Below are 24,860 nucleotides of genomic sequence, written 5' to 3'. Positions count from 1 at the left end.
ATAAAGGAAAATTTTGGGACTTCATAAGCTTGAAGCAAAGCATTTAGCCAAACATATCAAAAAAACAAAAATTGTCAATGATATTTCTTTAGAGATACAAAGTGGAGAAGTAGTTGGGCTTTTGGGTCCAAATGGTGCTGGCAAAACGACGACTTTTTATATGATTTGTGGGCTTTTGAAGCCAACAGGGGGTGGGACGTTTTTAGATTCTGTGGATTTGTCTCAATTTCCTTTGCATAAACGTTCAAATATGGGTATCGGGTATCTTCCGCAAGAGTCAAGCATTTTTAAGGATTTGAGCGTGGAGGATAATCTTTTCTTGGCAGCTGAAGCGACTTTCAAATCTCAAAAAGCAGCACAACGCAAAATCGAGCAAATGCTTGAGACTTTTAATATCGAGCCTATTCGTAAGCGCAAAGGGCTAAGCCTAAGTGGCGGTGAGCGCAGAAGGGTTGAGATCGCGCGCGCGCTAGTTAAGGAGCCGAAGTTTATTTTGCTTGATGAGCCATTTGCTGGCGTTGATCCAATCGCTGTGATTGATATTCAAAAAATTATCCAAAAGCTTAGCTCTATGAATATCGGCGTGCTAATCACTGATCATAATGTGCGCGAAATGCTCTCTGTGTGCGATAGGGCGTATGTGATTAAATCCGGCTCACTTTTGGCAAGCGGAAATGCTGAGGAAATCTACAATAATACACTTGTCAAAAAATATTATTTGGGTGAGAACTTTAAAGTTTAAGGGTGGATTGTGGCGCAAGCAGCAGGAGCAAGAGGAGGAATGGGCGCAGGCGGGCGATTGCGGCAAAATGTCAAAGGCAAGCTCTCAACCACGCTTAAAAGCTGGCTTCCGATTCTGCAAGGAGATTTGTTTGAGGTTGAGGATATTCTTAAGCAATATGTCAATGAGAATCCGCTTTTAAATATCAAGCTTCCTATGCAAAATAACTTCAGCTCAAGCTTTGGTAGATTTAACTCTTCAAAAAACTCTATCAGCGATAAAATCGAGCAACTCACATTAGATTCTGAGAGTTTATATCAGAATCTAGAGCGACAAATCACCCCACCACTTTTTCCTACACAGCTAAGCCAAGAAATCGCGCTTGATATTATTCAAGGCATTGATACAGATGGCTATTTTAAGGAGGATTGCAAAGAGTGCGCAGAGTGCATAAATGTAAGCTATGAAGAATACGAAAAAATCCGACAGAGATTTTGCTTCCTAGAGCCAAGAGGCGTTGGCGCAAAAGACATCACAGAATCTTTTTCTTTTCAGCTTAGTGCGATTGAAAACATAGATGATGAAGTGTATGATTTGTGCGAGCAAATTATCCAAAATTTTCACAATCATTTACAATTTAGAAAGCATAAGCATTACCAAAAAGCGATGAAAATCATCAAAAATTTCAAAAACCCGCCCGCGCTTGAATTTGAAGTAGAAGAGATTTTTAAGATTCCAGATATTTTGATTGCAGAAGAGGAGGGGAATCTCATCGTGCACACAAATGATGAGTATTACCCAATCATTGAGATAGAATCTATGGAGCTTTGTAATGAGGGTAAAGACACAGAAAACTACATCAAGTCAAAAACCAAAGAAGCGCGCGATCTTGTCGATGCGCTTGAAATGCGTAAAGCCACGATAAAAAAGGTCGGGCTTATGATTATTGATTATCAATATGATTTTTTTCGTGGAGGAGAGATAAAGCCTATGAAGCTCAAAGACATCGCCCAAGAGCTAGGATATGCCCCAAGCACCATTTCGCGCGCGATCTCAAACAAATACCTTGAATGCCAAAGAGGGATTTTTTCGCTTAAGAGCTTTTTTACAACCGCGATTGAAGGCGATGTCAGTAATGCGTCTTTGAAGGATTTTTTAAGTGAAATCATCAAAAACGAAAGCCACAAAAAACCCCTAAGCGATCTCAAAATCCAAAAAATGATCGAAGAAAAATTTGAGCTCAAAATCGTGCGCCGCACAATCACCAAATACCGCAAACAGCTTAATATCGCAAGCTCAAGCGAGCGCAAAAAACTTTATGAAATACATGGCTAAAGCATGATGTTAGATTCTGCCCCATCATCTCATCAAACCCTGTTAAAGCTTTTGGATTTGGAGGAATGGATTGAGAAGTTTTATACTTTTTTTGCGCGCAAAAAGGACTTTTTGATTCAGGGGAATTATCTCGCACACAAAAAAATCATCGATGAGCTTGAAGTAATCCAGATTCCGCCAATGCCAAAAATACCACATCTTGACACACAGATTCTGCATCTCAAAAAATTTGGCACACTTCACAAAGAGGATATTTATTATTTTTTGCAAATTGTTGGGTATTTTCACCGACTCAAAAAACACCAGCACATTATTTCTCAACCGACACTTCACCAAATGCTAGAAAAAATCCTCATTCCAGAATCCTTGCTAAGTCTTATTGATATTTTTGATGATGACAAAAACTTCAAAGAGGGCATATACAAAGAGCTTGATAATCTTAATCGCGCAATTTCTCACACTACAAAGCAAATCCAAAGCGAGCTTGCCAATCTTTTGAGCTTGTCAGGATTGCAGGAATTTTTGGTCGATAAGCAAATCCACCTGATAAACAACACCCAAACGCTTTTGCTTAAAGCCGGCTATACGCGCGTAATTAAAGGTTCTGTGCTTATGCGATCACAAAGTGGATTTTTTTATCTCCTTCCGCAAAATATCCAAAACCTCTACCAAAAGCAAAAAGACTTAGAAGATGAGCACTCAAGCCAAATGTATAAAATCTGCGCAGAGTTAAGCGAGATTTTGCGTAAGCATATATTGTTTTTGCAATTTATCAATAAAGAATTTGATTATTTTGACTCATTGCAGGCGAGGGTGGCGTTTGCAAAGCAGTTTGATTTAGAATTTGTATTGCCTACCAAAAACACACAAAACATCATTTTGCATGGATTCTCACACCCCATTTTGGAGCGTCCAAAGCCAATTTATATTGACTTCACACAGCAGCTTTTGCTTATCACCGGCGTGAATGCAGGCGGTAAAACTATGCTTTTAAAATCGATTTTATCAAGTGTGTTTTTGGCAAAATATCTCCTACCGATGAAAATCAATCCCCACAAAAGCCAGATTCCGCATTTTAAGCATATCAGAGCCATTATCAATGATCCGCAAAGCACCAAAAACGACATAAGCACTTTTGCAGGCAGAATGCTAGAATTTAGCCAGATTCTCGGGGTTAAAGATTTATTGCTAGGGGTTGATGAGATTGAGCTTGGCACTGATGCAGATGAAGCAGCAAGCTTGTATAAGGCACTTTTGGAGAGTTTATTAAACAACAATGCCAAAGTCATCATCACAACCCACCACAAAAGGCTAGCCTCACTTATGGCAAGCGATTCTAGAGTGCAGATGAGCGCGGCGATTTATGATGTCCAACAAGCCAAGCCGACTTTTGAATTTATGCATGGAAGCATAGGCAAAAGCTATGCGTTTGAAACAGCGAAACGATATGGGATTCCAAAATCTATCATTGCGCGTGCAATGGAGCATTATGGCGAGGACAAAGAGCGACTCAATCACCTTATAGAGCGATCCGCACAGCTAGAAATACAGCTCAAAAACAAGCACAAAGAGCTTGAAGAGACAATCAAGCAATACGAGCGCAAAAAGCTTGAATACGCGCATTTGGGGCAGGAGCTAAAAGCAAAATACCAGCAAAAATCACATCATTTAGAGCAAACATATCAAGACGCGCTCTCCTCACTCAAAACGCAGGCAAAAACAATCAATCAAATACATCGCAATATGAATAATGCAAATAAGATTCTCTCGACGCTAAAATCTTCAGAATCTTTTGCCCCAAAAGAGCAGACAAAAGAGCTAGGGATAGGCGATATGGTCAAATACAACGTGCAAAGAGGCGTGATTGTGAGTGTGAATGCGCATAATTGTTTAGTGGAGCTAGATTCTGGAATGCGGCTCAAAGTCAATAAAAATGTATTGCAACTTTGCAATGGGAATCATAGCGGGCTTGATAGATTTGATAATAGCGGGCTTGATAATAGAAAGCTTGATAATGGCGGGCTTGATAATGAGTTACATAGCAAAAACAAAGCAAGCTTAGAATCTAGCAAATTGATTAAAGATTCCAAAGATTCTATATGGCGAAAATCAAAGAAGTTTGGCGGGGGAGCTATTATAGATTCTCACATAGATTCTATTGTGGATTCTCGTGGGGATTCTCGCGGGGGCAGTAGCGGGCGATTTATGGCGCACATAACTTACCCAAAAGTCAAAAATGCTCATGTGAGTTTGGATTTGCATGGATTGCGCGCAGAGGAGGCATTAGAGAGGCTTGATAAGTTTTTGTCTGATTGTCTTATGGCGGGGTTTGATGAGGTGCTGATTTGCCATGGGATCGGCACAGGCAGGCTTTCTAAAGTCGTGAGTGATTTTCTCAAATCACACCCAAAAGTCATACATTTTGATGACGCGCCGATAAATATGGGCGGTATGGGCGCAAAAATCGTGCGATTGTGAGTTGCTTATCGCTATTTTTAAGTGAGCGTTATAATCCAAGCTTTATATTTGCAGATGCGACTTTTTATTTTGTCATTACTTAAGCAAAGAATCCAAAAAGTGAATCGTCATTGTGAGCAAGGTTTATCCTTGCGTGGCAATCCATAGAATCTATCGTATTTCTTTTCTTGATTGTTTTATGTATGGATTCTTCAGTCGTGCTTTGCACTCCTTCAGAATGACAAATGATAGATTGTATATTATGGATTACTTCACTTTGTTCGCAATGACGCGTAATGTTGTCATTGCGACTTTTTATTTTGCCACGCTCGCAATGACAAAATTTTCTAAATTCTTTTGCTTTTGCAAAGCCCTAGAATGACATTTTTCCTAATGATTTTTAAGTCTCAATGTATCACATTATCGCATTGAGACTTGTTACAGACTTTTTTGTTAGACTTCTTTTTTTCTTTATTTCTTTCTTTCTTTTTGGCTTTTCAACTTCCCCTTGTTGCGTAAGCCTCTGTCCCCCCTATGTAGTAAGCCCTCATTTTATTTTCTTGCTTTTTTGTATTTTTGCTTTTGCACCTCCTTGATTTGATATGAATCCAGAATCTAAAAATCAAAAAGTGGATTGCCACAGCCCTAAAGGGCTTCGCAATGACAATACCGACAAAATGGATTGCCACGCCGATAAATCGGCTCGCAATGACGACTTATTTGCTGGATTCTTCAGTCGTGCTTTGCACTCCTTCAGAATGACAATGTGGATTGACGATATGGTTTCAAAACTAGCAACTTCCCCCAAACAGCCCTAAAACAACCAGTCAAATTGCATATACGCAGTATGAGATTCTATCGTGCTTGCAAAAAGTCCATTATAGTTCAAGCTCACATTGATATTTTTCTCTACATTGAGCATAAGCCCAGCTTGCGCGTAGCCATACAGATCTTGTATAAAATACGATCTTGTAGAAGTTTGTGAAAAAGCACTATTTCCAAACAACTCTACAACCCCAGATGAAGTTGTCTTTGGATTAAAGATATATTTCCCTCCAGCTTACGTTACAAATCCTAATTTCTTAAATAGCCCTTGATAAAACTTCGCGCTAAATTGCATTGTAAAGAAGTTATTAATCGTTGTATCATTTGTCGCATCGATAAGCTTTCGTCCTGCCCCATAGCTATCAGTTCTATTTAATGCCAGATCAAATCCTTCTGTATAGCTTCCTAGATACCCAAATGATAATGTAGGCGTAAGCAGAGTTTTTTGAGTGATAGCCCAGCTATCGCCTATCCCTAGCTCTGCGGTATAAGTCCAAGCAGTTGTCGCAGCTTGCCTTTGGCGGTGATAAGGTCGGTAGTATAGCTGATATTTCCATTGATTCTATTAAATAGCCCCCTTACATCAGCTTTGATAAAAAAGCTATGATTTCCAGCCTTAGCGATAAGTGTCGAATACTTTATTCCTAAGAAATACGAGTTGATATTTAAATCAAGAGGTGCTCTATTGTGCTCGACAGCAAAGTCTGAAGCCTCATATCCGGCATACACGCCATAAGTCCCACTTCGTGTAAAAAAATGCCCTCCCATAATGCCACCTTTGATATAGCCTACGCTATTGACATTTGCTTGTGTTGTGCCTGTGATAGCGATTGTGCTTTTGTTGTAATAAGGCAAGAAAAACCCAGAAGCTCTAAAATTCTCTGTCTTTTGCGCTTGCGCGAGATTGGAGTCTTGAGTCAATGCTGCATAATGAGAGTCAAATGCTTCATCAGACACTGCCAAAGCCTCCTTCACTCTCAAATCTCGCACCTTTTGCGCCTTTTTTGTTGTTTGCAGGATTTTTTGTGTTGGTTTTATTGTTTGTGTTGTTTGTGCTAGATTCTACTGGTGATTGGACTTTTTTGATTCCTGTATTAGAATGGATAAGCATTCCGCCTCCACTCATCGCTGCATTTGCCAAGACACTATCGATAAAAAACGCCCTGACATTGAAGTTTGTATTTAAAGTCTGATGCAATGTCTTTGACGCATCAGCAAAGTCATTTGACAAACTTCGAAGTCCTCGCTCTGTGAGATTCCAGCTACTATCAATGATGTCGCCAAAGACAGAGTCTTTGAGATTACCATTTGCTATTAGATTTGCTAAGGTGTTTTTGTCATCGACATTACTATTTTGTGTTCCAGTGCCATTATCTCCGGGCTTGATGAGGCATTCTAAGCCAGTGTCGCTAGTTGCAAGATTACTACACCCAGTCTCTAGCGCATTAATGAGCCCCACCACAGGATCGATTCTAATCGATCCGGGCAAAAAAGTGATGTTTTTGCCCGTGAAAGCAAAATCTCGTGTAACATGCCATTCTTTGACGATGATTTGCGTGCCAGTAGTGCTACTGCTATTGTTATTTGACAAGTCTGCGAATTTCCCATCATTAACCACAAATCCCTTGTTTTTAATAGTGAGTATGCCTTGTGTTGATCCACTACTTCCATTTCTGATTATTCCATAGATTCTTGCATATGCATTATGAGTAAGATAGCCTCGTGATGATTGATTGGCAAGATCAAAGGTAATAATCCCTATTGAGGTGCTTCCAGTAGCATCTTGTGCTACTTTTCTCATTTCTCCGTTATTTGTAAGGATAGTCAAATCAGATTTGAGCATTGCGCCTAGGGAATTGAATGTCATAGAGCCATTATTTGTGAAGCTAAATTGATTTGCACCGCTTGCAGTTTCTATATCTCCATACATAGAGCCATTGTTGGTTATCGAATAATTGAAGAATTGCTAGTCATATAAATAGCATACGCATAATCGCTAGCTTGCCCTGTGAGCTTGCTTGCATCGCCTATCACACCATTATTGATAATGGTATTAATCCTGCCATTAAGATAAATGCTTGCATTTCCGCCAGCATTGGCTGCTATCTGGCTAAATGTCCCGCTATTGCTTAGACTACCATTGATAGTGAGCGTGCCAAGACTTACGTTAGATTCTACCTTGAGTCCTCCTGTGGCATTTGAGGATATATCAAGATTTATCCCGCTATTATTGCCTTTAATGTCAATCAGATCTGTCGGGCTTGAGATAATCATACAGTCACCCAAAGTGCTGATACTTCCATCACCACATCTGCCACTGCTGATGTCAATCGCTACTGCCGGCGAAGCCAAGCCAAAAAATGCAAAGATTACAGATTTGAGGCATTGCTTTGATTTGGTGTTTTTGTGATTTTTTACCTCGTCATTGCGAGACTTCGCAAGAAGTCGTGGCAATCCAGAAAAACTAGAATCCAGTAAAAAATCGTCATTGCGAGCAAAATCGAAAGTTTTGCGTGGCAATCTAGAATCCACAGATTCTATTGTATTTCTTTTCTTGATTATTTTATGTATGGAATCTTTGGCTTTCGCTTCAGAATGACAAGTGATAGATTGTGTATTATGGATTGCTTAGCTTCGCTCGCAATGACGCGTAATGTTGTCATTGCAACTTTGATTCTTTACAGAATCCACCCTGCCATTGTGATTGGCATTATACAAATCCACACAATAAAAATTGGATTCTGCGGAATCCAAAATCCGTCTGAAAACGCGATGATTAGGCTTTCTTAGCCCCCCCCCCATAGAGATATTATTCTCTTTTAAAGCATTATAATGAGAATTTTTGCAGACAAACTTTTTATTTGTATTCATTTTTACTCCTTACCATATATCCATAAATCCCAAGCCAAAAAGCTTTGATTGCTTTATTTTGATCGAGAATCTATGGAATACTTTTGATTAAAGTTAAAAAAATAGTTATACTCTTTGGTAAGCTTAAACTTTACTAAAATGATACAGAAATAAACATATTTTTTTTAATTTTTGCTGTTTTTTTGGTTGGTTGTGTTTTTTGTTATTTGGATTGTGATTTATTTTGGATTACTTTGCGTGTAATGATGATAAGATTTTGCGTTTGTGAGGCTAAACAACGAGAATCAGAATCTACTGAATAATGTCAATGTGCGGTGGCGGGACAAAGGTAAAAATCTCATCTTGCATTGTTTGGTTGATTTGGATATGAGAAAAAGTAATGGTGATTTGATTGTCAAATTCATCGTGAAATTCGAGTGTGTAGGGGAGATTGTCCTTTGTTGTGAGCGTGTAGGTTGTATTTTCAAAAGTGGTGTTGTATGTTTGCTTATCGATTTGCTTGGCTTGCTGAAGGATATGCAAAAAGTCTATATTGTTGCGAGATTTGCCGATTGTCGCTTGCTCCAAAAGTGGCTCATACACGATTGTTAGCGTATCATTGATGTAGATTTCTTTGTGTGTTGGGGCAGTGTATATCCATTTGGCTTTGGAGTTGGATTTGGCATAAAAATGCCCCTTGTATGTCAAAGTGCTATCTTGACTTTTGGTTTGCTGGGTGAAGTCTGCTTCTATGGATTTGATGTTTTCACCAAATCCATACAGAAGATTTATGGATAATATAAATACTAAAATCTTATACATCATTTATGCCATTATTTATATCATTTATACTGCAATGCAATTTAGGCGCACATTTCGGGGCAGGCTAGACTAAAGCATTAATGATGGCAACCGCAAGAGTGATTGTTATCGTGTGAATGGCAAGCATCTTTGGATTCTTCAGATTCTCCCGCACAGCCACAGCCTCCGCAGCCACAGCCCCCGCCAACGCCACCTTGCAGAATCTCATCAGACGTCGCATCTCGGACATCGGTTATCTCGACATCAAAAAGCAGTGTTTTGCCAGCAAGAGGGTGATTGTAATCAATAATCACATTTGATTCGTTAAAATCTTTGACTACAACTTGAATGGTTTGACCATTTTCAGCTTGACCAAAAAGAGTCATACCCGCTTCAAGAGTAATGCCCTCAAACTGATCTCTTGGGACTTCTTGTAGATAGTCGGATTGGTAGATTCCGTATGCTTCTTCTGGCGGGATTGAGACATTGAGCTTGTCTCCTTTTTTGGATTCAAGGATAGATTTTTCTAATCCTGAAATGATTTGCCCAGCTCCGACAAGGAATTCTAAAGGTTTTCCTTGTGTATTGCTATCGACAATCTCTTGAGTGTCAGCGTCTTTGACTTCGTAAATTATGGATACGACTTGATTTTTTGTTATTTGACTCATTTTTTTATCTCCTTGTTTTTTAGATCTTTGGCTTTTTTGCCTTGTTCGCTTTCTGGATAAAGATAGATTAGAGAATCTAAGAATTTATTGTAGTTTATTAAGTCTTTAGAATATCTGAAAGCCCAAGCAGTATGCCATAAAAGAATAGGCATATAAGAAGCTTTTTCATCTAAAGACGCGCTTTTTTTGTAGGAAGCGATTGCTTCTGTGTATTTTTGTTGCTGGTATAAAATTTCGCCAACCATATATAAACTCGAAGCGGCTTTGTAGTCGTTGTCAGCAAGCCATTGGTAGATTTCTTTTGATTCGTTTAGCTTGCCTTCTCTATACATTTTTCTTGCAAAATCTATGGCTTCTTTCTTTTTATCTGGATTTTTAATTGATGATAATGAAGGCGAAGAGCTAGATTTTGGGCTTTGGGATTTATCTTTTTTGCTATCTGTGGTGCTTTTATTGTCCGCGAGGGCATTGAGCTTTGTTAATACACTATCGTTGATTTTGGTTATTAGGGCGTTCAGATCGTTGATTTTGGTATTTAGTTGATCGATTGTTTGCGTATGAGAATCTAGCTTTTGTTGCAGGGTTTCAATCAGTGTGCTTTGCTTTTCAAGCTTGGCTTGCAATGTCTGAATAGTTGTGCTTTGGCTATTTGTAGAATCTATAAGGGATTTGATACGCAAAGCCTGCCCATCAACAATACTTTTTAAGCCGTCTTGGGATTGCTCTAAGGATTCTATTTTGGCATTGTAATCAATCACTGCGCTTTCGAGATTTTTATTGGTCGCTTGAAGTTTTTTGAGGTCTTTTTTGGTCGCTCCACTTTGAAGCTCAAAAGCAGAAGGTTCAGAGTGGAGAGCACCAAAACAAATAAAAACACATAATAATATTTTGGATTTAAGTGCAAATATATTATGTGTCATCTTTTGGTGTTATTTGACTATCTTAATGTCAGATCGTCTGTTTTTTTGGTAGCATTCTTTTGTTTTTGCTGTGCAGATAGGTTTGCTTTCGCCAAAGCTTACAACTCTTACATTGCCTTTGTTGATACCCTTAACGACTAAAGCATCTCTTGTGGCTATTGCACGTTTTGTTCCGAGTGCGTAGTTGTATTCGTCAGTTCCAAATTCATCGGTATTTCCTTCGATCACGACTTTCGCATTACCTGCTTGGCTAATCTCTTCTGCAGCTTTATCGATTGAGGATTGCATATCAGCGCGTATGTTAAATTTGTCAAAATCAAAATATATGCTCTCTACAAGGCTATCTTCTTGTGGTTGTTGCTGTGTAGATTGGACTTGTGCTGGCTCATCGTCTGTTGTGCTTGTTGGTTGATTGACTTCTACTTGAGCGTTTGCTCCTTCACCTTCTTGCTCTACATTGACTTGCTTCTCTGGGCATCCAGTAAGTAAAAAAAGTGCCAAAAAAGCACCTAACGCGGCTATTTTTTTCATTTCAAACTCCTTATTTTTGGTAATTTTGGTTCATTATATCACAAATTTTGTTTGATTTTTAACAATCACCAGTCAAATGATTGAATATTTGATTTATTAAGCGGAAAAAGATAGCTTTTATTATAATCAAGTCTGATGACACCAATTGCTGTCTGATCGGGAGTGTGCTTCAAAAACATAACACTGCTGCCATCTTTTGAGAATCTTGGCATTTGATTATTGCCCACAGCTGTAAGTCGCCTAATGTAATCGCTTTTTGTGGAAATAAGATAGATATTAAAAGTATTTGCGCCAAACTCATTATCTGTCTCTCTGCTTGAATACACAACATAATCTCCAAATGATGAGACAGAATTGTTATTTTTTCCATGATAGACAACTTGCTCAACTGGCGCATCAATATCAAGCTTTTTGGAGTAGATATTAGCATAGCCCGATCTGTCTGAGACAAACACCATTTCTGTTTCGTTTTTGATAAAATACCCCGATACATCTATGCCTGAATATTTCGTAAGTTGGGTTAATTGCTTACTTTTTACTTGGTAGAGATATATATCTGCTTGCTGTTTTGGGGCAAGCGTGATAAGAGCTTTGCTTCCATCTTGGCTCACATCTGAGACAGCTGCCATTCCATCACTCTCAACAATAGCTTCTGTCGCGCCACTATATATGTTGTATTTGATAATTGTTGGACGCTTGAGATATTTTGTATAGTAGATTTCTTTTTGCGCAGAATCTGCCCATTTGGGGAAAATATTTAACCCACCAGTAACGATAGTTTGATTATAAGAGAGCGTATAATCGCTTAAAACTATATCAGCAGCACCAGAGGTTGTGTATTTTGAATAAACAAGATAACGATTCATCCAATCAATCGCTGGAGCATTGATGTATTGATTAATATCAATAGCCATTTTGTGTGCAGCAAATGGATAGAGTGCAATATCAGTGATTTGATATGTTTTGTTGATTTGCAGTTTTGATGAGTTGATGTCATAGAGCAAAAGCGAGGCTTTAATTTTACCGCCGTCTTTGGTAACTTGGATGATTGCGACAAGCTCAATTTTTTTGTCTTGATAGGGTGCAAAATCAACAGAATTTTTATTATAAATGCTACCATCGATTGGCTCAAAATGACCAGAGACATTCAGATCACCCATAAGAATTTTGTAGATTCTCTTTGCGGTTATATAATCTCCTGAATTTACATAGCCAACCTCAATGCGAGGCGTTTTTTGAATGGTTTTGACAATATCAAGAGTCGCATCTGCGGCAAACACACTTCCGATGATGAAAATATACAAAAATAACTTTTTCATTTTATTCCTTCATTAATGAGATTTACTTCTATGTTTATTGCTTTTTGGTTTGGAGATGGTGGAAATGGTTGTTTTTTGAGGGATTCCAAAAGTGCTAAAATATTTTGATTAAAATCTTCGTATTTTGATGCTTCTATGATTTGATAGTCAAAAAAACCATTTGAGCTGATGTGTAGTAGCACCTTTACTTGAGCATTTTGGTAAAAAACAATATTCCAATTTTTGTAGATTATATCATAAATTTTTGCAAACCATTCATCATACTCGCCTTTTGTAAGCTCCGAAACAGACGATGTGGGAGAAATGTCAATAGTGTGTTTTTGGATATTTTTGAGATTAGAATTGATGTGTTGCAATTCTTCTTGCAGGGCTTTGATTTGGGCTTGATTGATTTTGTTTTTGGTGTTTTTGGCTTTTATGCTTCTATTGTCGCTGTTTTGTGGCTGTTGAGACTGCGTATCATCAGGAATAGATGAAAAAATATCCTTGATTCCAAGTCCTTCTAATGGTGTGCCTCCATTTTTTGAACTCTCATCTTCATCTGGAAAGCTACCAATATCAATTGCTATGCTATGGTCTAGTGAAGTATTTGTTTTTGGGATATATTTTGTTTTGGACAAAAGGGCTTTGTTTGAAAGCAAAACAAAAAGCAAAAGAAAATAAATCAAAAATGCGACAATTCCACTAATAATGAGTGCTTGCTGGTTCCTATCCATTTGTCACCAATGAGATTTTTGTAAAACCTGCTTCTTTTAAGCTTTTTAAGACATAGATTACATTTTCATACGAGAGATTTTTGTCGGCTCTGATAAATACTGATGTTTCTTTTTTGTCGTATTGTTGAGCGATCATATTGATACTATCAGGAAAAGACGCGTAAGTATAAGTTTGGGATTTGATATAGATTGTTTTATTTTTATCCATTCGGATTTCTAGCATATTATCGCCAATTTTTTTCGCACTTTTGCTTCCTTTTGGAAGAGTGATGTCTTCTTTGTAGAGGATTGTTGGCGCTGTTACCATAAGGATTGCTAGTAGCACAAGCATAATATCAACTAATGGAGTGATATTAAGTTCGGGCTTATCGTCCCAGAGATTTTCGTCCATTATTTATGCTCCGTAGGTTATTGTTTTGGAGAGAGATAATCCATTTGCATTTGAATATAAACCCCTAAATCATAAGCTTTTCTTTTTAAGGCGATAAAAAAAGTATATGCTGGAATTGCTGTTAGGATTCCAGCAGCTGTCGCGATAAGGGCTTTTGAGATAACAGGAGCAATAATATCAAAAGAGACTTGCCCATTATTGCCAAGCTGTCCAAATGCTTGCAGAATCTCAACCACCGTTCCAAACAAACCTATAAATGGAGAAGTCGAAGCGATAATACTCAAAAATGACAAGCCTGTTGTGGCTTGTTTGAGTAGTTTATTTTTCCAAATGCAGAGGATTCCATTTGAAGGCGTGATGTTATTTTGATTAAAAAACAAAACATCTCGAGGAAGTTTTTGCTCATCGTTTAGTATTGCATTCAGAGATTCCTGCTCGTTTTCTATCATGTGTGAGATACTAAAGTATTTGTATAAAAAAATCCAAAAAGTCAAAATAAAATATACAGAAAGCCAAGCGAGTGCAAAAATCGTAATCAGATTAGATTCTGTAAAAAATGCGATAATAATATTCATCTAGAATCTATTTTTTGTTTGCTCTATTTTAGATACGACAGATGATATAGCGATTCTATCATCAGAAGCTTCTTCAAGTAATTTTTTGGCATTAGATATGGCATTAGATATGGAATTCTCATCTTTACCACTAATTGATACGGCTCCATTTATGATAATATCAACTTTTGATGAAGCGATCTCTGCGTATCCCCAATCAATAGCAACGAGTTCTTTTTGCCCATTGTGATCAAGTTCGATTACGCCGGCTTTTAGAAGTGATAAGAGATTGACATGACCATACAGCACGCCAAATTCTCCCTCAACTCCGGGTAGAGTGACAGAATCTACCTCTCCAGAGAAAATTTCACCATACGGAGTAACGATGCTTGCAACTAATTTTTCCATACATATTCCCCCTTAGGATTATTTCATGCTCTCTGCTTTTTGTATCGCTTCTTGAATATTTCCAACCATATAAAATGCATTTTCTGGAATGTGATCGTATTTGCCTTCTAAAATTCCTTTAAAGCCTTCTAGTGTTTCTTTGAGCGTTACATATTTACCCGGACTTCCTGTGAAGACTTCTGCGACAAAGAATGGTTGAGATAAAAATTTCTCAATTTTTCTTGCTCTCTCTACCGTTTTTTTGTCTTCTTCGGATAATTCGTCCATACCCAAAATAGCAATAATATCTTGCAAATCTTTATATTTTTGCAGAATCTGCTGGATTCCATTAGCGATGTTGTAATGTTCGCTACCAATAATATGTGGATCGAGAATCCTTGATGTAGAATCTAGCGGATCCACAGCAGGATAGATACCTTTTTCAGCGATTTTTCTATTGAGAACGGTTGTCGCATCTAGGTGAGAAAACACTGATGCTGGAGCTGGGTCAGTCAAGTCGTCAGCAGGAACATAAACAGCTTGCACTGAAGTGATAGAGCCTTTTTTGGTTGAAGTGATTCTTTCTTGGAGCTTACCCATTTCGCTTGCTAATGTCGGTTGATACCCAACAGCTGAAGGAATACGACCCAAAAGAGCAGACATTTCCGCACCGGATTGAGCATAGCGGAAAATATTGTCAATAAACATCAAAACATCTAGCCCTTTTTCGTCTCTAAAATATTCTGCCATTGTTAGACCAGTAAAGGCGATTCTATTTCTAGCACCTGGTGGTTCATTCATTTGTCCATAGCAAAGGGCAACTTTATCCAAAACCCCACCCTCTTTCATTTCGTGATACAAGTCATTGCCTTCGCGGGTTCTCTCACCAACTCCAGCAAACACAGAATATCCGCTATGTTTGTAGGCGACATTATGTATAAGCTCCATAATAACGACTGTTTTTCCTACGCCAGCACCACCAAATAATCCGACTTTACCGCCCTTAGAATAAGGTGCGAGCAAATCCACAACTTTGATTCCTGTTTCAAACATTTCAGTTTTTGTGCTTTGGTTTTCAAACTTTGGAGATTCTCTATGTATAGGCCATTTTAGATCTGTTTTGATAGGTTCGCCACCATCGACAACTTCACCCACGACATTAAAGATCCTTCCCAAAACCGCTTCCCCAACAGGAACTTCAATCATCTTGCCTCGCGCGATGACTTTTTGCTCTCGTGTTAGCCCTTCAGTCATATCCATAGCAATGGTTCTAACTCGGTTGTCTCCCAAATGCGCTGCGACTTCTAGCACCAAATTTTTCTTGATTCCATCAAAAATGTATTCGACATCAAGTGCTTCGTTAATCGATGGTAGATAAGAGTCAAAATCTACATCTACTACTGGACCCATTATTTGAATGATTTTTCCTTCCATATGTTACTCCTTACTAAATTTATTTCATTGATTCGACGCCGGCATTGATTTCCACAAGCTCAGTTGTGATTGCTTCTTGTCGTGCTTTGTTGTATGATATAGTCAAATTCCTTACTAATTCGCCAGCATTTTTTGTCGCCGCGTCCATTGCTTGCATTCTTGCGCTATGTTCGGCTGCCAAAGAATCTATCAGTGCATAATACATATTATATTCTATGTATCTTTGGGCTAATTGCTCCAAAACCATATCCTCATCTTCGTCTGGCTCAATGCTGACAATCTCTTGACTTGATTTTTGTGTGTTTTGCTGGATATTATCAAGATCTAATCCTAGAGGCAAGATACTCTTCACCTTAAGCTCTTGTGATATTTTGCTTTTGAAACCATTATGAACGAGGATAACTTCATCAGTTACCCCTGCCAAAAAATCAGATATGACACTATTGATAAAATCGCTTGATTTATCGTAGCTCGGAGATGAGCTCAAACCGATAATCTTATCAACCAAATCAATTTGATTAAATGTAAAATAAGAAACACCCTTTTTGCCAATGCCTCTAAGCCTCACATTTATCCCATTTTTTTTGCAATCAGCCATAAGCCTTAAAACTTCCTTGATTGTTATGGCATTAAACCCACCACATAAGCCCTTATCGGCTGTGATAAAAACAATATCAACTTTTTTTATCTGCCTTGTTTTAGATTCTGCAAAAAATTTGCTATTGATGTTTTCTAATCCGCGTATTTGAATTTTTGACAAAATATCCTCAAAGATGTCATTGAGTTTATTTGCATAAGCACGAGATTTCTTAGCTACTTCTTCTGCTTTTTTTAACTTTGATGTAGAGACTAATTTCATTGCACGTGTTGTTTTTTGGGTATTTTTAACACTTCCAATCTTTGTTCTAATCTCTTTGAGGTTGTTTCCCATTTGATTTCCTTACAACTTAATGTCAATTAAAAGCCTAGCTTATATTCTTCCAATGCCTTAGACAAAACGCTTTCTGTATCTTTGTCGATAGATTTTTTAGCTCTGATGTCTTCGAGAATCTGTGGAAATTTAGATTCTATAAAAGTATAAAGATCTTTTTCAAAATCCATAACTCGATTTGCTGGAATATCATCTAAAAAGCCTTTCGCGCCCGCAAAAATAATAACCACTTGTCGCTCAATAGCAAGCGGAGAATATGGAGGTTGCTTCAAAACTTCCACCATTCGTTGTCCTCTCTCAAGCTGTTTGCGACTTGTTTCATCAAGATCAGATGCAAACTGCGAGAATGCTTGAAGCTCTCTGTATTGTGCCAAATCCAATCTCAAAGTTCCAGCAACTTGTTTGGTTGCCTTAATCTGCGCAGCCCCACCAACACGAGATACTGATAGCCCAACATTAATCGCTGGTCGGACGCCAGAATTAAAAAGGTCAGTTTCTAAAAAGATCTGTCCATCTGTAATGGAGATAACATTTGTTGGAATATATGCCGAAACATCACCAGCTTGGGTTTCTATGATAGGAAGTGCGGTGAGTGAGCCAGCACCTTTTTCATCAGAGAGCTTTGCTGCTCTCTCTAGCAATCTTGAATGGATATAAAACACATCTCCCGGAAAAGCTTCTCTACCCGGAGGTCGTCTAAGAATAAGGCTCATTTCACGATATGCTATGGCATGCTTTGTCAAATCATCATAAATAATCAACGCATGTTTGCCATTGTCTCGGAAATATTCACCTATGGTAACGCCTGTATATGGTGCTAGATATTGCATTGCTGCTGATGATGAAGCGGGGGCATTGATGATTATAGTGTATTCCATTGCGCCATGCTCTTCAAGCCTTCGGACAACTTGTGCGACTGTTGATTCTTTTTGCCCGATAGCGACATAGATACATACAACATTTTGTCCTTTTTGGTTAATGATCGTATCTATGGCTATGGTTGTTTTACCTGTTTGTCTATCGCCTATGATAAGCTCTCTTTGTCCTCTACCGATTGGCACAAGTGCGTCAATAGCTTTGATTCCTGTTTGTAAAGGCTCATGGACGGATTTTCTATCCATGATTCCGGGTGCTTTTTGCTCTATAAATCCAAACTCACTTGTATTGATACTGCCTTTTGCATCGATTGGCTCACCAATGGCATTAATCACGCGTCCGATTACAGCTTCACCAACAGGAACTTTCATAAGCTTATTGAGTCGTTTGACTGAAATTCCTTCTTTGATTTTGTTTCCATTTCCAAGGATTACAACCCCGACACTTCCTTCTTCAAGGTTTGAAGCAAGCCCCAAATCCCCGGTTTCAAACTCAACCATTTCATAAGACATTACATTTTTTAGTCCATATACTTTGGCAACCCCATCAGCATAACTTATAACTTTGCCTGTTTCGGATACATCAATTTTGATTTCAAAACTATTGATTTTGTCTTGAATGATCGAACTAATTTCTTCTGGTTTTAATTTTTCTACCACAGCATTTCTCCTTATATTTAAATTAAATAGCTTTTAGAATATGGCTTTTTAGATTCTCAAAAAACCTCTCTTTGGCAAAAGAGATTTCAATGCCCAAATCCTGAACAATCAACTTAATGCCATCTATTTTGGTCAGACATTGTTTGATCGCAATATCGACATTAAGTTTTTTAGAGAGGTTGTTTGTCATTGTAGAGATTGTAGCGGAATCTAACTCTTGAGCCACATACAAAATAGCTTCGTATTTTTTTTCTGTATCCATAAAATGCTTTTTTAAGGCTTTGGTGATAAATGGAATAATTTCTATGCGATTGTTTTGTGAAAGTATTTTTATAAAAATTTCGGATTCTTTGTGTTTGAGTAATGAAAGAATAAAATCTGTTTTAGCTTGCTTTGTGATGTATGGAGAATGGACGATCTCTTGACATTTTTGGATGCTTAGCGCATTTGAAATATCACACAGCGATGCAAAAATATTTTTGAGGATATTTTGAGGATAAGTTTTAATCAGCGCGTTAGCGTATTTTTTGGCGATAATCTCTTCCATTATGAAACCTTTTTGTTAATGATTTTAATATACTCATTATTGCTTAGATGTTGAGCGACATCGCTTTGAAAGAGCCGATTTAACACATTTTCAACCGCTTCATTTTCTGCTTTTTTTTGCTCAAAACGCATAAGAGATTCTGTGTGTTTAAATAGATTCTCTGTATCTATTTTGTATTGTTCATCATATTTTTGTTTGATAAGCAAAGCTTCTTTTTTGGCGTCAGAAACGATTTCTACGGCTTTCTTTTTTGCTTCTTCAAGGTGATTATTTGCTTGAATTTTTGCTTGATTGGCAAGCTTGATTTTTTCTTGGATTTCATTGAGTTTGTTAATGATTCCATCTTTTCTATTTTGTAATAATTGTTTGAGTCTATCGGCTAAAAAATACCACAAAATAGCGACAAAAATGACAAAATTAATCACTCGCTCGATAAAGTCAGTTTGAGAAATATCAGTGTTTGAGGCAAACAAAAAACCACAGAATCCAAATAATAAAATGATATATTTCATATTTTTCCTTTACTTTTTAATCTTAGAGTTGCTGGATTTTGTTTTGAAGTGCCATTTCAAACTCAGGCAAATGTGCTACAATCTCTGTTTCAAGTGCTTTTTTCTGCTCTTGCAAATCTAAACGAAAAGTTTTGAGTTTTGCTTGAGATTCTGATTGTTTTTTAAGCATTTTACTTTCGTATTCTGCTTGCGCCTCATTTGTCGCGTTTTCAAGGATTGTGTTTGCTTCTTTTTTTGCGTTTTCAAAGATAGTTTTAATTTCATCATTGATTTTTGCAATTTCAGCATCACTATTGTTGATTTTTTGTAAATCGTTTTGTATAGCGGTATTTCTCTCGTCCATAAAGCCTAAAAGAGGCTTAAAAAGCCAAGTATTGAGTAAAAACATCGTAACTAAAAATACAATAAAAACCAACAGCATAAGCCAAGGATTTGGGATTGTGATGCTCATATTTTTCCTTTTTTGTTTTTATCTTTGTTATATTCTAGCAATCTAAACCTTAAATCAAGATTTTAATTTTTTAATTAAGTAATCAATTTTTTCTTTTGTGGGTTTTATGATAATTGTATCCTTAGAGATTGTGTTTTGAATGCCAAGATCGCTGAATACTTCTTGTAATTTTTGCAAATCAAGCTGAGGCTTTTTGTTTATTGGTTTATTTGGTTTTTGATTTGGTGCTTTGATTGTTTTGACAAGATTCTCGGTTTCTCTTACAGAGAGCCTTTGTCCGATGATAGAATCAGCAAGTATTTTTTGCTCTTCTTGCGAGAGACCGACCATAATCTTTGCATGCCCTTGAGAGATTTTATTTTCCAAAATAAGATTCTGTGTGTATTCAGAAAGCTCAAGGATTCTTAATGTATTTGTGATTTGAGTCCTTGAGATTTTAAGCTTTTTGGCAAGCTCATCATGTGTGATATGATAGCTATCGATAAGCTCTTTGTATGAAATGGCTAAATCGATAGGATTAAGATTCTCGCGTTGTATATTTTCAATGATTGCTAATTCGCGAAGTTTATCTTTTGGGACATCAGCAATGATAGCTTTAATCGTTGATTGTTTGGCGATTTTGCTTGCTCTAAGCCTTCTTTCGCCAGCTATCAAAAAATAATCACCCTCATCTTCATATACAAGGATAGGCTGCAATAGCCCATGCTCCGTAATTGACATGGCTAATTCTTGCAAGGATTCTTGCTTGAATGTTTTTCGTGGCTGATAGGGGTTTGGTTTGATAATATCAACACTAAGTTCAATCACATCTTCTGAGCGAACATTTAGATTTTTTTCGTATGCTTTTTCCACTTCACCAAGAAGTTCACCCAAACCTCTACCAAGTGCTTGTTTTTTTGCCAAATTATGCTCCTTGCAATATAACTTGCGCTAAATCCTGATAGGCGACACTTCCGGTTGATTTTATATCATAGAGCAAAATTGGCTTTCCAAAGCTCGTAGATTCTGCAAGTTTTACATTTCTTGGGATAATGATATATGGATTTTCTTCATTATTATTTTGAGCATGTTTTTTGAATAATTTTGAGTCAAAATGCTGTGATAAATCTGTAAATACCTGCTTAGATAGATTATTTTGAGATGAATACATCGTTGGTAATAACCCTTTAATTTCAAGATTAGGGTTGATTTTATTATCTTTTAAGAGCCGAATTGTGCTTACAAGTTGTGCCAAACCTTGAAGCGCAAAATATTCACATTGGATAGGAATAATCACTGAATGCGCCGCAGCAAGAGCGTTAATCGTGAGTGGTCCTAATGCTGGTGGAGAATCAATGATAATAAAATCATATTGATCTTGCACTTCTTGGATCTTTTTTTTGAGGATAAGCTCTCTACCACTTTTATTGACATAAAAATTTTTTTCTATGCCAACGAGTCCAATATCCGAAGGCACTAAATCCATAAAAGGTATATCTGTTTTCAAGATGACTTCAGAGATTTTTTTGCTTCCCATCAAAACATGATAAATATTAAAATCAATATCTGTTCTGCGGAATCCTACATTTGCAGTCGCATTTGACTGCGAGTCAAAGTCAATTAATAGCACCTTTTTTTCGGTAATAGCCAATGATGCTGCGAGATTAACTGCTGTTGTTGTTTTGCCGACTCCGCCCTTTTGGTTGGCAACAGTAATTATTTCACTCATTTGTTACTCCATCAACCTTAAATTATAAATAATTCTTCCATTCACTTCTATTGAGCCATCATCAAGCAAAATAGCGTCTTTGAGAGAGATTATTTCGCTTTCTTTGCTTCCATGATGATGGTTGTGAAATGAAAAAGAAAAATTTTTATAGAATTCTAGCTTATAGTTTCTGAAAATTTGCTTCCAATTTGGAGCATTTTGTAAATCTTGAAAATATTTTTCTAAAAACTCTTTTTTATCAATGCAAATATCAAGACTTTTAAATTTTTTGTCTTTGAGATTTAAGCCAATTCCGCAGATAATCGTTTGTTTGACAATGCTAACCATAATGCCGCCGATTTTTTGATTTTCAATATATAGATCGTTTGGATATTTGAGCCATACCTTAGAGCCAAGCGCATTGAGTGTTTGCTTGAGGATATAGCCAAAAAAAATCGCCAAACTCTGTATCGGAATATCCTTTGGAATCGCGCCATAAATAAAAGAAAACATAAGCGCATCTTCTGGAGATTCCCAATTATTATGCCGAGAGCCGATACCATTTGTTTGTTTATTTGCGACAAGACAGATGTTTTGCGCCTCTAGATTCTGCGGATTTGCTATAAATTGGGCTTTGGTGTGCAGTTGGATTTGTGATTTGGGCTGTGATTGTACGCAAGATTTTGCGTGTGCGTGCTTGATTCTGCGCTCAAGCTCTTTTTGTGTAGAATCTATCTCATCAAGCCATTCAATCCTCCATTCAATATTCATTGTAAAATATCTCCGACTTTAAGTCCTCTACCTCGCAAAAAATCCGCAGCTAGAATCTTTTGTTTGCTTGGGGCTTGGATAGATTCTATGATAAGGCTTCCTTTTTTGCAGCCGATAATGACATGTGGCGTAGTTTGCAAAATCTCACCAGCAATGTGCGTGCCTGTATATTTGCATAATGTAAGATGAAATAATTTTATACCACTTTTAATGTAGATTCCGGGCCAGTTCTCATACGCTAGGGATTTTTTGAAAATCTCTTTCGCATCATCAAAGTCTATCAACCCATCGCTTTTTGTGATTTTTTTGCAGTATGTAGCTTGCGTGGAGTCTTGCGGTATGGGCGTGATGTCTTGATAATGCTCTAGCACCTCTAAAAGTGCGCTCGCACCCAAAAGTGAAAGCTTTTGGCTTAAGGATTCTAGCCCCATATTTTCCACACTATCGCGAGTAATTGTTTTTGTCATGAGTATATCGCCACTATCAAGCCCTTTATCCATGCGTATAATCGTTACCCCAAACTCTTTATCATCGCTTAAAAGCATTTGCTGTATCGGGCTTGCCCCGCGATATTTTGGCAGAATCGAGGCATGCACATTCACACAGGGCGCGATTTTGAGGATAGATTCTGGCAAAATCTTTCCATACGCCACAACCACAATCATATCGGGCTTAAGGCTCGCAATAGCCTCTATCTCGTCTTTTCCAAGCATTGTAGGTTGATAGATTTTGATATGATGTTGCAATGCTTTTTGCTTTATTGGTGGCGGGGTGATGATGTTTTTGCGCCCCACAGGTTTGTCAGGCTGCGTAAAAACAGCCAAAATCTCATGATGTAAAATGAGCTCATCAAACACATAACACGCAAAAAGAGGTGTGCCCATAAAGATAAGTTTCATACAAACTGCCCTTTGTGTCGCTTTAGATTCTGCAAGTTGTTTTTTTGCTTTGTTTTATTTGACTTGATTTGAAGTTATCTTAATTTTTAAGATTATCTTTAAGATTCTCTTGCACTTTGACTTCTTGTATGCGTATATGCCCTAGAATCCAAAAAACCACGCTTGCAAGCGAAATGAGCGCAGATAAAAATGTCGCTATCATATAGCCACTTACCCCAATAAACCCATCATTCATACCGCCTTGCTGATAGCTTTTTTCTGTGAAAATTGACATCTCATTACCTGAAGTATAAAGCGCGATAAATTCTTGCATATCAATATTAAACCATAAATACAATAGCCCAATAAGTGAAATAATCACGCTTCCTATATAGCACTTAAATGCCAGCATAAAGTGCGATAAGCAAGTGATAGATTCCATAGCTTTGCAAATGCGATAAAAAAGAAACACATTAATCGCTACCAAAACCAATCCAACAACAACACTTATAATAATCGTAGAATCTAGTGTGATACTCTGATATGCCGCAATCCAAAATATCGGAATAAGTGGCAAAACAAATACGCAAATAAGCATATATATCATATAGGCAAATACTGATGAATGCGTGAGTTTGCTAAAGTGATACACGCCCACAAGATAGCAAATGCTTGCTGCGACAAACACAATCAAAGCAAGGAGATTCACAAATGGAATCATCAAAGCAAATAATGAAATCGTAGCAACAATTAATGATTTACACATCATATTTTTGGTGGTTTTTAGCTCTTGACTAGAATCTAGCATGAGTATTTTTGGGTTGTTTGGTGTATAGTCCATTTTTTTTCCTTTTTGTGGTTTTGCATTGGTTGCGTTTGATAGCATTATAATAACCGCACACGATACGCAATAAAACTGCCATTATAGCAAAAGATAAGCTTGCTTTATGCCAAATTATCCAAAGATATCTGCGTGGCATTTTCTAGCGCGATAGGGGATTTTGTAAAAATGCTCGAAGCCCTTAGATTCTGGGATTTAAGCTTATAGATTAAAAATTTTGCCTCACTTGCGTTTTCTTTAATCTGCCTGCTTGTAGAATAGGTTGTAATCACACTTTTTGCTTTTGTGATTCTATACAAATGCCTAAAATGCTCTTTGCTCCAAAGATCTTTGTTTTTGTTTGGGCTGAAAGGATCTTGATAGACAATATCAAAGGTATTATCCTCAAAGCATTCTATATGCGTTTTTGCATCACCCCAAACAATCCGCAAACTGGTATGTGGTGCGATAAAAAGAGATTCTCCATTTGCAAGTTTGGTTATCATCTCTTTGCTAAGGTTGTGGATTTTGGCTGCGAGATGTAGAGTGGCTGGGTTTTTTTCAAGCGAGATGATATGGATAGATTGCGCGGTGTGAGTATAGATTTGCGCGCTCAAAAATGCTGTATATCCAAGCCCAAAGCAAATGTCAAGTATGCGGATTTGTGGCTGATTTGCAAAGAGTGTTGCAGCAGGAATGATATGTTTGTAGAGTTTTTCCGTTTTGGCTCCATCGCTTAGGCTTGAGTAATGCTCGCAAAACTCTTGATTAAATGCTGTTATAGAGCCATCGGCACTTTGAATGAGATTATTCATAGAT

The 24,860-nt window shown here is 37.5% G+C and carries 30 protein-coding genes; 4 read left to right on the top strand and 26 right to left on the bottom strand.

Annotated elements, in window-relative coordinates:
- Positions 1-13: 13 nt before the first annotated feature.
- The 4 genes from lptB to DY109_RS11170 all read left to right on the top strand — a co-directional run bounded on the left by lptB (position 14) and on the right by DY109_RS11170 (position 4,895).
- The gene (gene lptB, locus DY109_RS08205; protein WP_023947060.1) at positions 14-742 is read left to right on the top strand and encodes an LPS export ABC transporter ATP-binding protein; all 729 of its coding nucleotides are present in this window, start codon (positions 14-16) and stop codon (positions 740-742) included.
- Positions 743-781: 39 nt separating this feature from the next.
- Positions 782-2,056: an RNA polymerase factor sigma-54 gene (locus DY109_RS08200; protein ID WP_034549360.1), complete on the top strand. Its 1,275-nt coding sequence runs from the start codon at positions 782-784 to the stop codon at positions 2,054-2,056.
- Positions 2,057-2,059: 3 nt separating this feature from the next.
- Positions 2,060-4,534, top strand: a complete 2,475-nt coding sequence (locus DY109_RS12100) for an endonuclease MutS2 (RefSeq protein ID WP_051404617.1) — start codon at positions 2,060-2,062, stop codon at positions 4,532-4,534.
- 112 nt (positions 4,535-4,646) lie between these two features.
- Complete coding sequence (locus DY109_RS11170; protein ID WP_147291179.1) at positions 4,647-4,895, top strand: hypothetical protein; 249 nt, start codon at positions 4,647-4,649, stop codon at positions 4,893-4,895.
- A gap of 432 nt (positions 4,896-5,327) precedes the next feature.
- Here DY109_RS11170 and DY109_RS08185 read toward each other — a convergent pair whose 3' ends face one another.
- The 26 genes from DY109_RS08185 to DY109_RS08060 form a co-directional block, all read right to left on the bottom strand.
- The gene (locus tag DY109_RS08185) at positions 5,328-5,519 is read right to left on the bottom strand and encodes a hypothetical protein (RefSeq protein WP_023947072.1); all 192 of its coding nucleotides are present in this window, start codon (positions 5,517-5,519) and stop codon (positions 5,328-5,330) included.
- Positions 5,520-5,812: 293 nt separating this feature from the next.
- Positions 5,813-6,295 carry a hypothetical protein gene (locus DY109_RS08180; protein ID WP_023947073.1) on the bottom strand — a complete coding sequence of 161 codons (483 nt, stop codon included), beginning with the start codon at positions 6,293-6,295 and terminating at the stop codon, positions 5,813-5,815.
- Complete coding sequence (locus DY109_RS08175; protein WP_023947075.1) at positions 6,288-7,268, bottom strand: hypothetical protein; 981 nt, start codon at positions 7,266-7,268, stop codon at positions 6,288-6,290. The genes DY109_RS08180 and DY109_RS08175 overlap by 8 nt, the downstream gene beginning before the upstream one ends.
- 14 nt (positions 7,269-7,282) lie before the next feature.
- The gene (locus DY109_RS08170; RefSeq protein ID WP_147291178.1) at positions 7,283-7,858 is read right to left on the bottom strand and encodes a hypothetical protein; all 576 of its coding nucleotides are present in this window, start codon (positions 7,856-7,858) and stop codon (positions 7,283-7,285) included.
- A 108-nt stretch (positions 7,859-7,966) separates the two neighbouring features.
- On the bottom strand, positions 7,967-8,209 hold the full coding sequence (locus DY109_RS08165) for a hypothetical protein (protein WP_023947080.1): 243 nt from the start codon (positions 8,207-8,209) through the stop codon (positions 7,967-7,969).
- A gap of 291 nt (positions 8,210-8,500) precedes the next feature.
- Positions 8,501-9,010, bottom strand: coding sequence for a LolA-like outer membrane lipoprotein chaperone (gene lolA / locus DY109_RS08160; protein WP_023947086.1), 510 nt, complete (start codon positions 9,008-9,010; stop codon positions 8,501-8,503).
- A gap of 77 nt (positions 9,011-9,087) precedes the next feature.
- Positions 9,088-9,657 (bottom strand): FKBP-type peptidyl-prolyl cis-trans isomerase, encoded by a 570-nt coding sequence (locus tag DY109_RS08155; RefSeq protein ID WP_023947088.1) that lies wholly within the window; start codon positions 9,655-9,657, stop codon positions 9,088-9,090.
- Complete coding sequence (locus DY109_RS08150; protein WP_023947090.1) at positions 9,654-10,577, bottom strand: hypothetical protein; 924 nt, start codon at positions 10,575-10,577, stop codon at positions 9,654-9,656. The genes DY109_RS08155 and DY109_RS08150 overlap by 4 nt, the downstream gene beginning before the upstream one ends.
- A 9-nt stretch (positions 10,578-10,586) precedes the next feature.
- A complete protein-coding gene (locus tag DY109_RS08145; protein WP_023947092.1) occupies positions 10,587-11,108 on the bottom strand; it encodes an OmpA family protein in 522 nt (173 codons plus the stop codon).
- Between the two features lie 65 nt (positions 11,109-11,173).
- On the bottom strand, positions 11,174-12,427 hold the full coding sequence (gene tolB, locus DY109_RS08140; protein WP_023947093.1) for a Tol-Pal system protein TolB: 1,254 nt from the start codon (positions 12,425-12,427) through the stop codon (positions 11,174-11,176).
- Positions 12,424-13,143, bottom strand: a complete 720-nt coding sequence (locus DY109_RS08135) for a TonB C-terminal domain-containing protein (RefSeq protein ID WP_023947095.1) — start codon at positions 13,141-13,143, stop codon at positions 12,424-12,426. The genes tolB and DY109_RS08135 overlap by 4 nt, the downstream gene beginning before the upstream one ends.
- Positions 13,136-13,534 carry an ExbD/TolR family protein gene (locus DY109_RS08130; protein ID WP_023947097.1) on the bottom strand — a complete coding sequence of 133 codons (399 nt, stop codon included), beginning with the start codon at positions 13,532-13,534 and terminating at the stop codon, positions 13,136-13,138. Before DY109_RS08130 ends, DY109_RS08135 begins: the two co-directional genes overlap by 8 nt.
- Before the next feature lie 17 nt (positions 13,535-13,551).
- Complete coding sequence (locus tag DY109_RS08125) at positions 13,552-14,109, bottom strand: MotA/TolQ/ExbB proton channel family protein (RefSeq protein ID WP_023947099.1); 558 nt, start codon at positions 14,107-14,109, stop codon at positions 13,552-13,554.
- Complete coding sequence (gene atpC / locus DY109_RS08120) at positions 14,110-14,496, bottom strand: ATP synthase F1 subunit epsilon (protein WP_023947101.1); 387 nt, start codon at positions 14,494-14,496, stop codon at positions 14,110-14,112. It abuts the gene before it with no gap.
- An 18-nt stretch (positions 14,497-14,514) separates the two neighbouring features.
- Positions 14,515-15,909: a F0F1 ATP synthase subunit beta gene (atpD, locus tag DY109_RS08115; protein WP_023947103.1), complete on the bottom strand. Its 1,395-nt coding sequence runs from the start codon at positions 15,907-15,909 to the stop codon at positions 14,515-14,517.
- A 19-nt stretch (positions 15,910-15,928) separates the two neighbouring features.
- Complete coding sequence (atpG, locus tag DY109_RS08110; RefSeq protein WP_023947105.1) at positions 15,929-16,840, bottom strand: ATP synthase F1 subunit gamma; 912 nt, start codon at positions 16,838-16,840, stop codon at positions 15,929-15,931.
- Positions 16,841-16,866: 26 nt separating this feature from the next.
- Positions 16,867-18,375 carry a F0F1 ATP synthase subunit alpha gene (atpA, locus tag DY109_RS08105; RefSeq protein ID WP_023947106.1) on the bottom strand — a complete coding sequence of 503 codons (1,509 nt, stop codon included), beginning with the start codon at positions 18,373-18,375 and terminating at the stop codon, positions 16,867-16,869.
- Between the two features lie 22 nt (positions 18,376-18,397).
- Positions 18,398-18,922, bottom strand: a complete 525-nt coding sequence (locus DY109_RS08100; RefSeq protein ID WP_023947108.1) for a F0F1 ATP synthase subunit delta — start codon at positions 18,920-18,922, stop codon at positions 18,398-18,400.
- Entirely contained in the window at positions 18,922-19,434 is a 513-nt protein-coding gene (locus DY109_RS08095; protein WP_023947110.1) for a F0F1 ATP synthase subunit B, read from the bottom strand. Before DY109_RS08095 ends, DY109_RS08100 begins: the two co-directional genes overlap by 1 nt.
- A gap of 22 nt (positions 19,435-19,456) precedes the next feature.
- Entirely contained in the window at positions 19,457-19,885 is a 429-nt protein-coding gene (locus tag DY109_RS08090) for a F0F1 ATP synthase subunit B family protein (RefSeq protein WP_023947112.1), read from the bottom strand.
- A gap of 54 nt (positions 19,886-19,939) precedes the next feature.
- On the bottom strand, positions 19,940-20,788 hold the full coding sequence (locus DY109_RS08085) for a ParB/RepB/Spo0J family partition protein (protein WP_023947113.1): 849 nt from the start codon (positions 20,786-20,788) through the stop codon (positions 19,940-19,942).
- Between the two features lies 1 nt (position 20,789).
- Positions 20,790-21,593: a ParA family protein gene (locus tag DY109_RS08080; protein ID WP_023947115.1), complete on the bottom strand. Its 804-nt coding sequence runs from the start codon at positions 21,591-21,593 to the stop codon at positions 20,790-20,792.
- 3 nt (positions 21,594-21,596) lie between these two features.
- Positions 21,597-22,343, bottom strand: coding sequence for a biotin--[acetyl-CoA-carboxylase] ligase (locus DY109_RS08075; protein WP_023947117.1), 747 nt, complete (start codon positions 22,341-22,343; stop codon positions 21,597-21,599).
- Positions 22,340-23,242 (bottom strand): methionyl-tRNA formyltransferase, encoded by a 903-nt coding sequence (gene fmt / locus DY109_RS08070; RefSeq protein ID WP_034549334.1) that lies wholly within the window; start codon positions 23,240-23,242, stop codon positions 22,340-22,342. Before fmt ends, DY109_RS08075 begins: the two co-directional genes overlap by 4 nt.
- A 79-nt stretch (positions 23,243-23,321) precedes the next feature.
- A complete protein-coding gene (locus DY109_RS08065) occupies positions 23,322-24,062 on the bottom strand; it encodes a hypothetical protein (protein WP_023947121.1) in 741 nt (246 codons plus the stop codon).
- Positions 24,063-24,166: 104 nt separating this feature from the next.
- Positions 24,167-24,856 (bottom strand): tRNA (5-methylaminomethyl-2-thiouridine)(34)-methyltransferase MnmD, encoded by a 690-nt coding sequence (locus DY109_RS08060; protein ID WP_023947123.1) that lies wholly within the window; start codon positions 24,854-24,856, stop codon positions 24,167-24,169.
- Positions 24,857-24,860 lie beyond the last annotated feature (4 nt).

The organism is Helicobacter fennelliae (assembly GCF_900451005.1).
Lineage (GTDB): Bacteria > Campylobacterota > Campylobacteria > Campylobacterales > Helicobacteraceae > Helicobacter_B > Helicobacter_B fennelliae.
Note: the sequence above shows the minus strand (reverse complement) of the source record. Positions and strands in the feature narration are given on the sequence as shown.

Bases quoted from the DNA above. Each gene is read 5' to 3' on its own strand.
- DY109_RS08200 (WP_034549360.1), top strand. From the start codon at position 782: ATGGGCGCAGGCGGGCGATTGCGGCAAAATGTCAAAGGCAAGCTCTCA.
- DY109_RS12100 (WP_051404617.1), top strand. From the start codon at position 2,060: ATGATGTTAGATTCTGCCCCATCATCTCATCAAACCCTGTTAAAGCTT.
- DY109_RS08175 (WP_023947075.1), bottom strand. From the start codon at position 7,268: ATGTATGGAGATATAGAAACTGCAAGCGGTGCAAATCAATTTAGCTTC.
- DY109_RS08165 (WP_023947080.1), bottom strand. From the start codon at position 8,209: ATGAATACAAATAAAAAGTTTGTCTGCAAAAATTCTCATTATAATGCT.
- lolA (WP_023947086.1), bottom strand. From the start codon at position 9,010: ATGTATAAGATTTTAGTATTTATATTATCCATAAATCTTCTGTATGGA.
- DY109_RS08155 (WP_023947088.1), bottom strand. From the start codon at position 9,657: ATGAGTCAAATAACAAAAAATCAAGTCGTATCCATAATTTACGAAGTC.
- DY109_RS08150 (WP_023947090.1), bottom strand. From the start codon at position 10,577: ATGACACATAATATATTTGCACTTAAATCCAAAATATTATTATGTGTT.
- DY109_RS08145 (WP_023947092.1), bottom strand. From the start codon at position 11,108: ATGAAAAAAATAGCCGCGTTAGGTGCTTTTTTGGCACTTTTTTTACTT.
- tolB (WP_023947093.1), bottom strand. From the start codon at position 12,427: ATGAAAAAGTTATTTTTGTATATTTTCATCATCGGAAGTGTGTTTGCC.
- DY109_RS08135 (WP_023947095.1), bottom strand. From the start codon at position 13,143: ATGGATAGGAACCAGCAAGCACTCATTATTAGTGGAATTGTCGCATTT.
- DY109_RS08130 (WP_023947097.1), bottom strand. From the start codon at position 13,534: ATGGACGAAAATCTCTGGGACGATAAGCCCGAACTTAATATCACTCCA.
- DY109_RS08125 (WP_023947099.1), bottom strand. From the start codon at position 14,109: ATGAATATTATTATCGCATTTTTTACAGAATCTAATCTGATTACGATT.
- atpC (WP_023947101.1), bottom strand. From the start codon at position 14,496: ATGGAAAAATTAGTTGCAAGCATCGTTACTCCGTATGGTGAAATTTTC.
- atpD (WP_023947103.1), bottom strand. From the start codon at position 15,909: ATGGAAGGAAAAATCATTCAAATAATGGGTCCAGTAGTAGATGTAGAT.
- atpG (WP_023947105.1), bottom strand. From the start codon at position 16,840: ATGGGAAACAACCTCAAAGAGATTAGAACAAAGATTGGAAGTGTTAAA.
- DY109_RS08100 (WP_023947108.1), bottom strand. From the start codon at position 18,922: ATGGAAGAGATTATCGCCAAAAAATACGCTAACGCGCTGATTAAAACT.
- DY109_RS08095 (WP_023947110.1), bottom strand. From the start codon at position 19,434: ATGAAATATATCATTTTATTATTTGGATTCTGTGGTTTTTTGTTTGCC.
- DY109_RS08090 (WP_023947112.1), bottom strand. From the start codon at position 19,885: ATGAGCATCACAATCCCAAATCCTTGGCTTATGCTGTTGGTTTTTATT.
- DY109_RS08080 (WP_023947115.1), bottom strand. From the start codon at position 21,593: ATGAGTGAAATAATTACTGTTGCCAACCAAAAGGGCGGAGTCGGCAAA.
- DY109_RS08075 (WP_023947117.1), bottom strand. From the start codon at position 22,343: ATGAATATTGAATGGAGGATTGAATGGCTTGATGAGATAGATTCTACA.
- fmt (WP_034549334.1), bottom strand. From the start codon at position 23,242: ATGAAACTTATCTTTATGGGCACACCTCTTTTTGCGTGTTATGTGTTT.
- DY109_RS08065 (WP_023947121.1), bottom strand. From the start codon at position 24,062: ATGGACTATACACCAAACAACCCAAAAATACTCATGCTAGATTCTAGT.
- DY109_RS08060 (WP_023947123.1), bottom strand. From the start codon at position 24,856: ATGAATAATCTCATTCAAAGTGCCGATGGCTCTATAACAGCATTTAAT.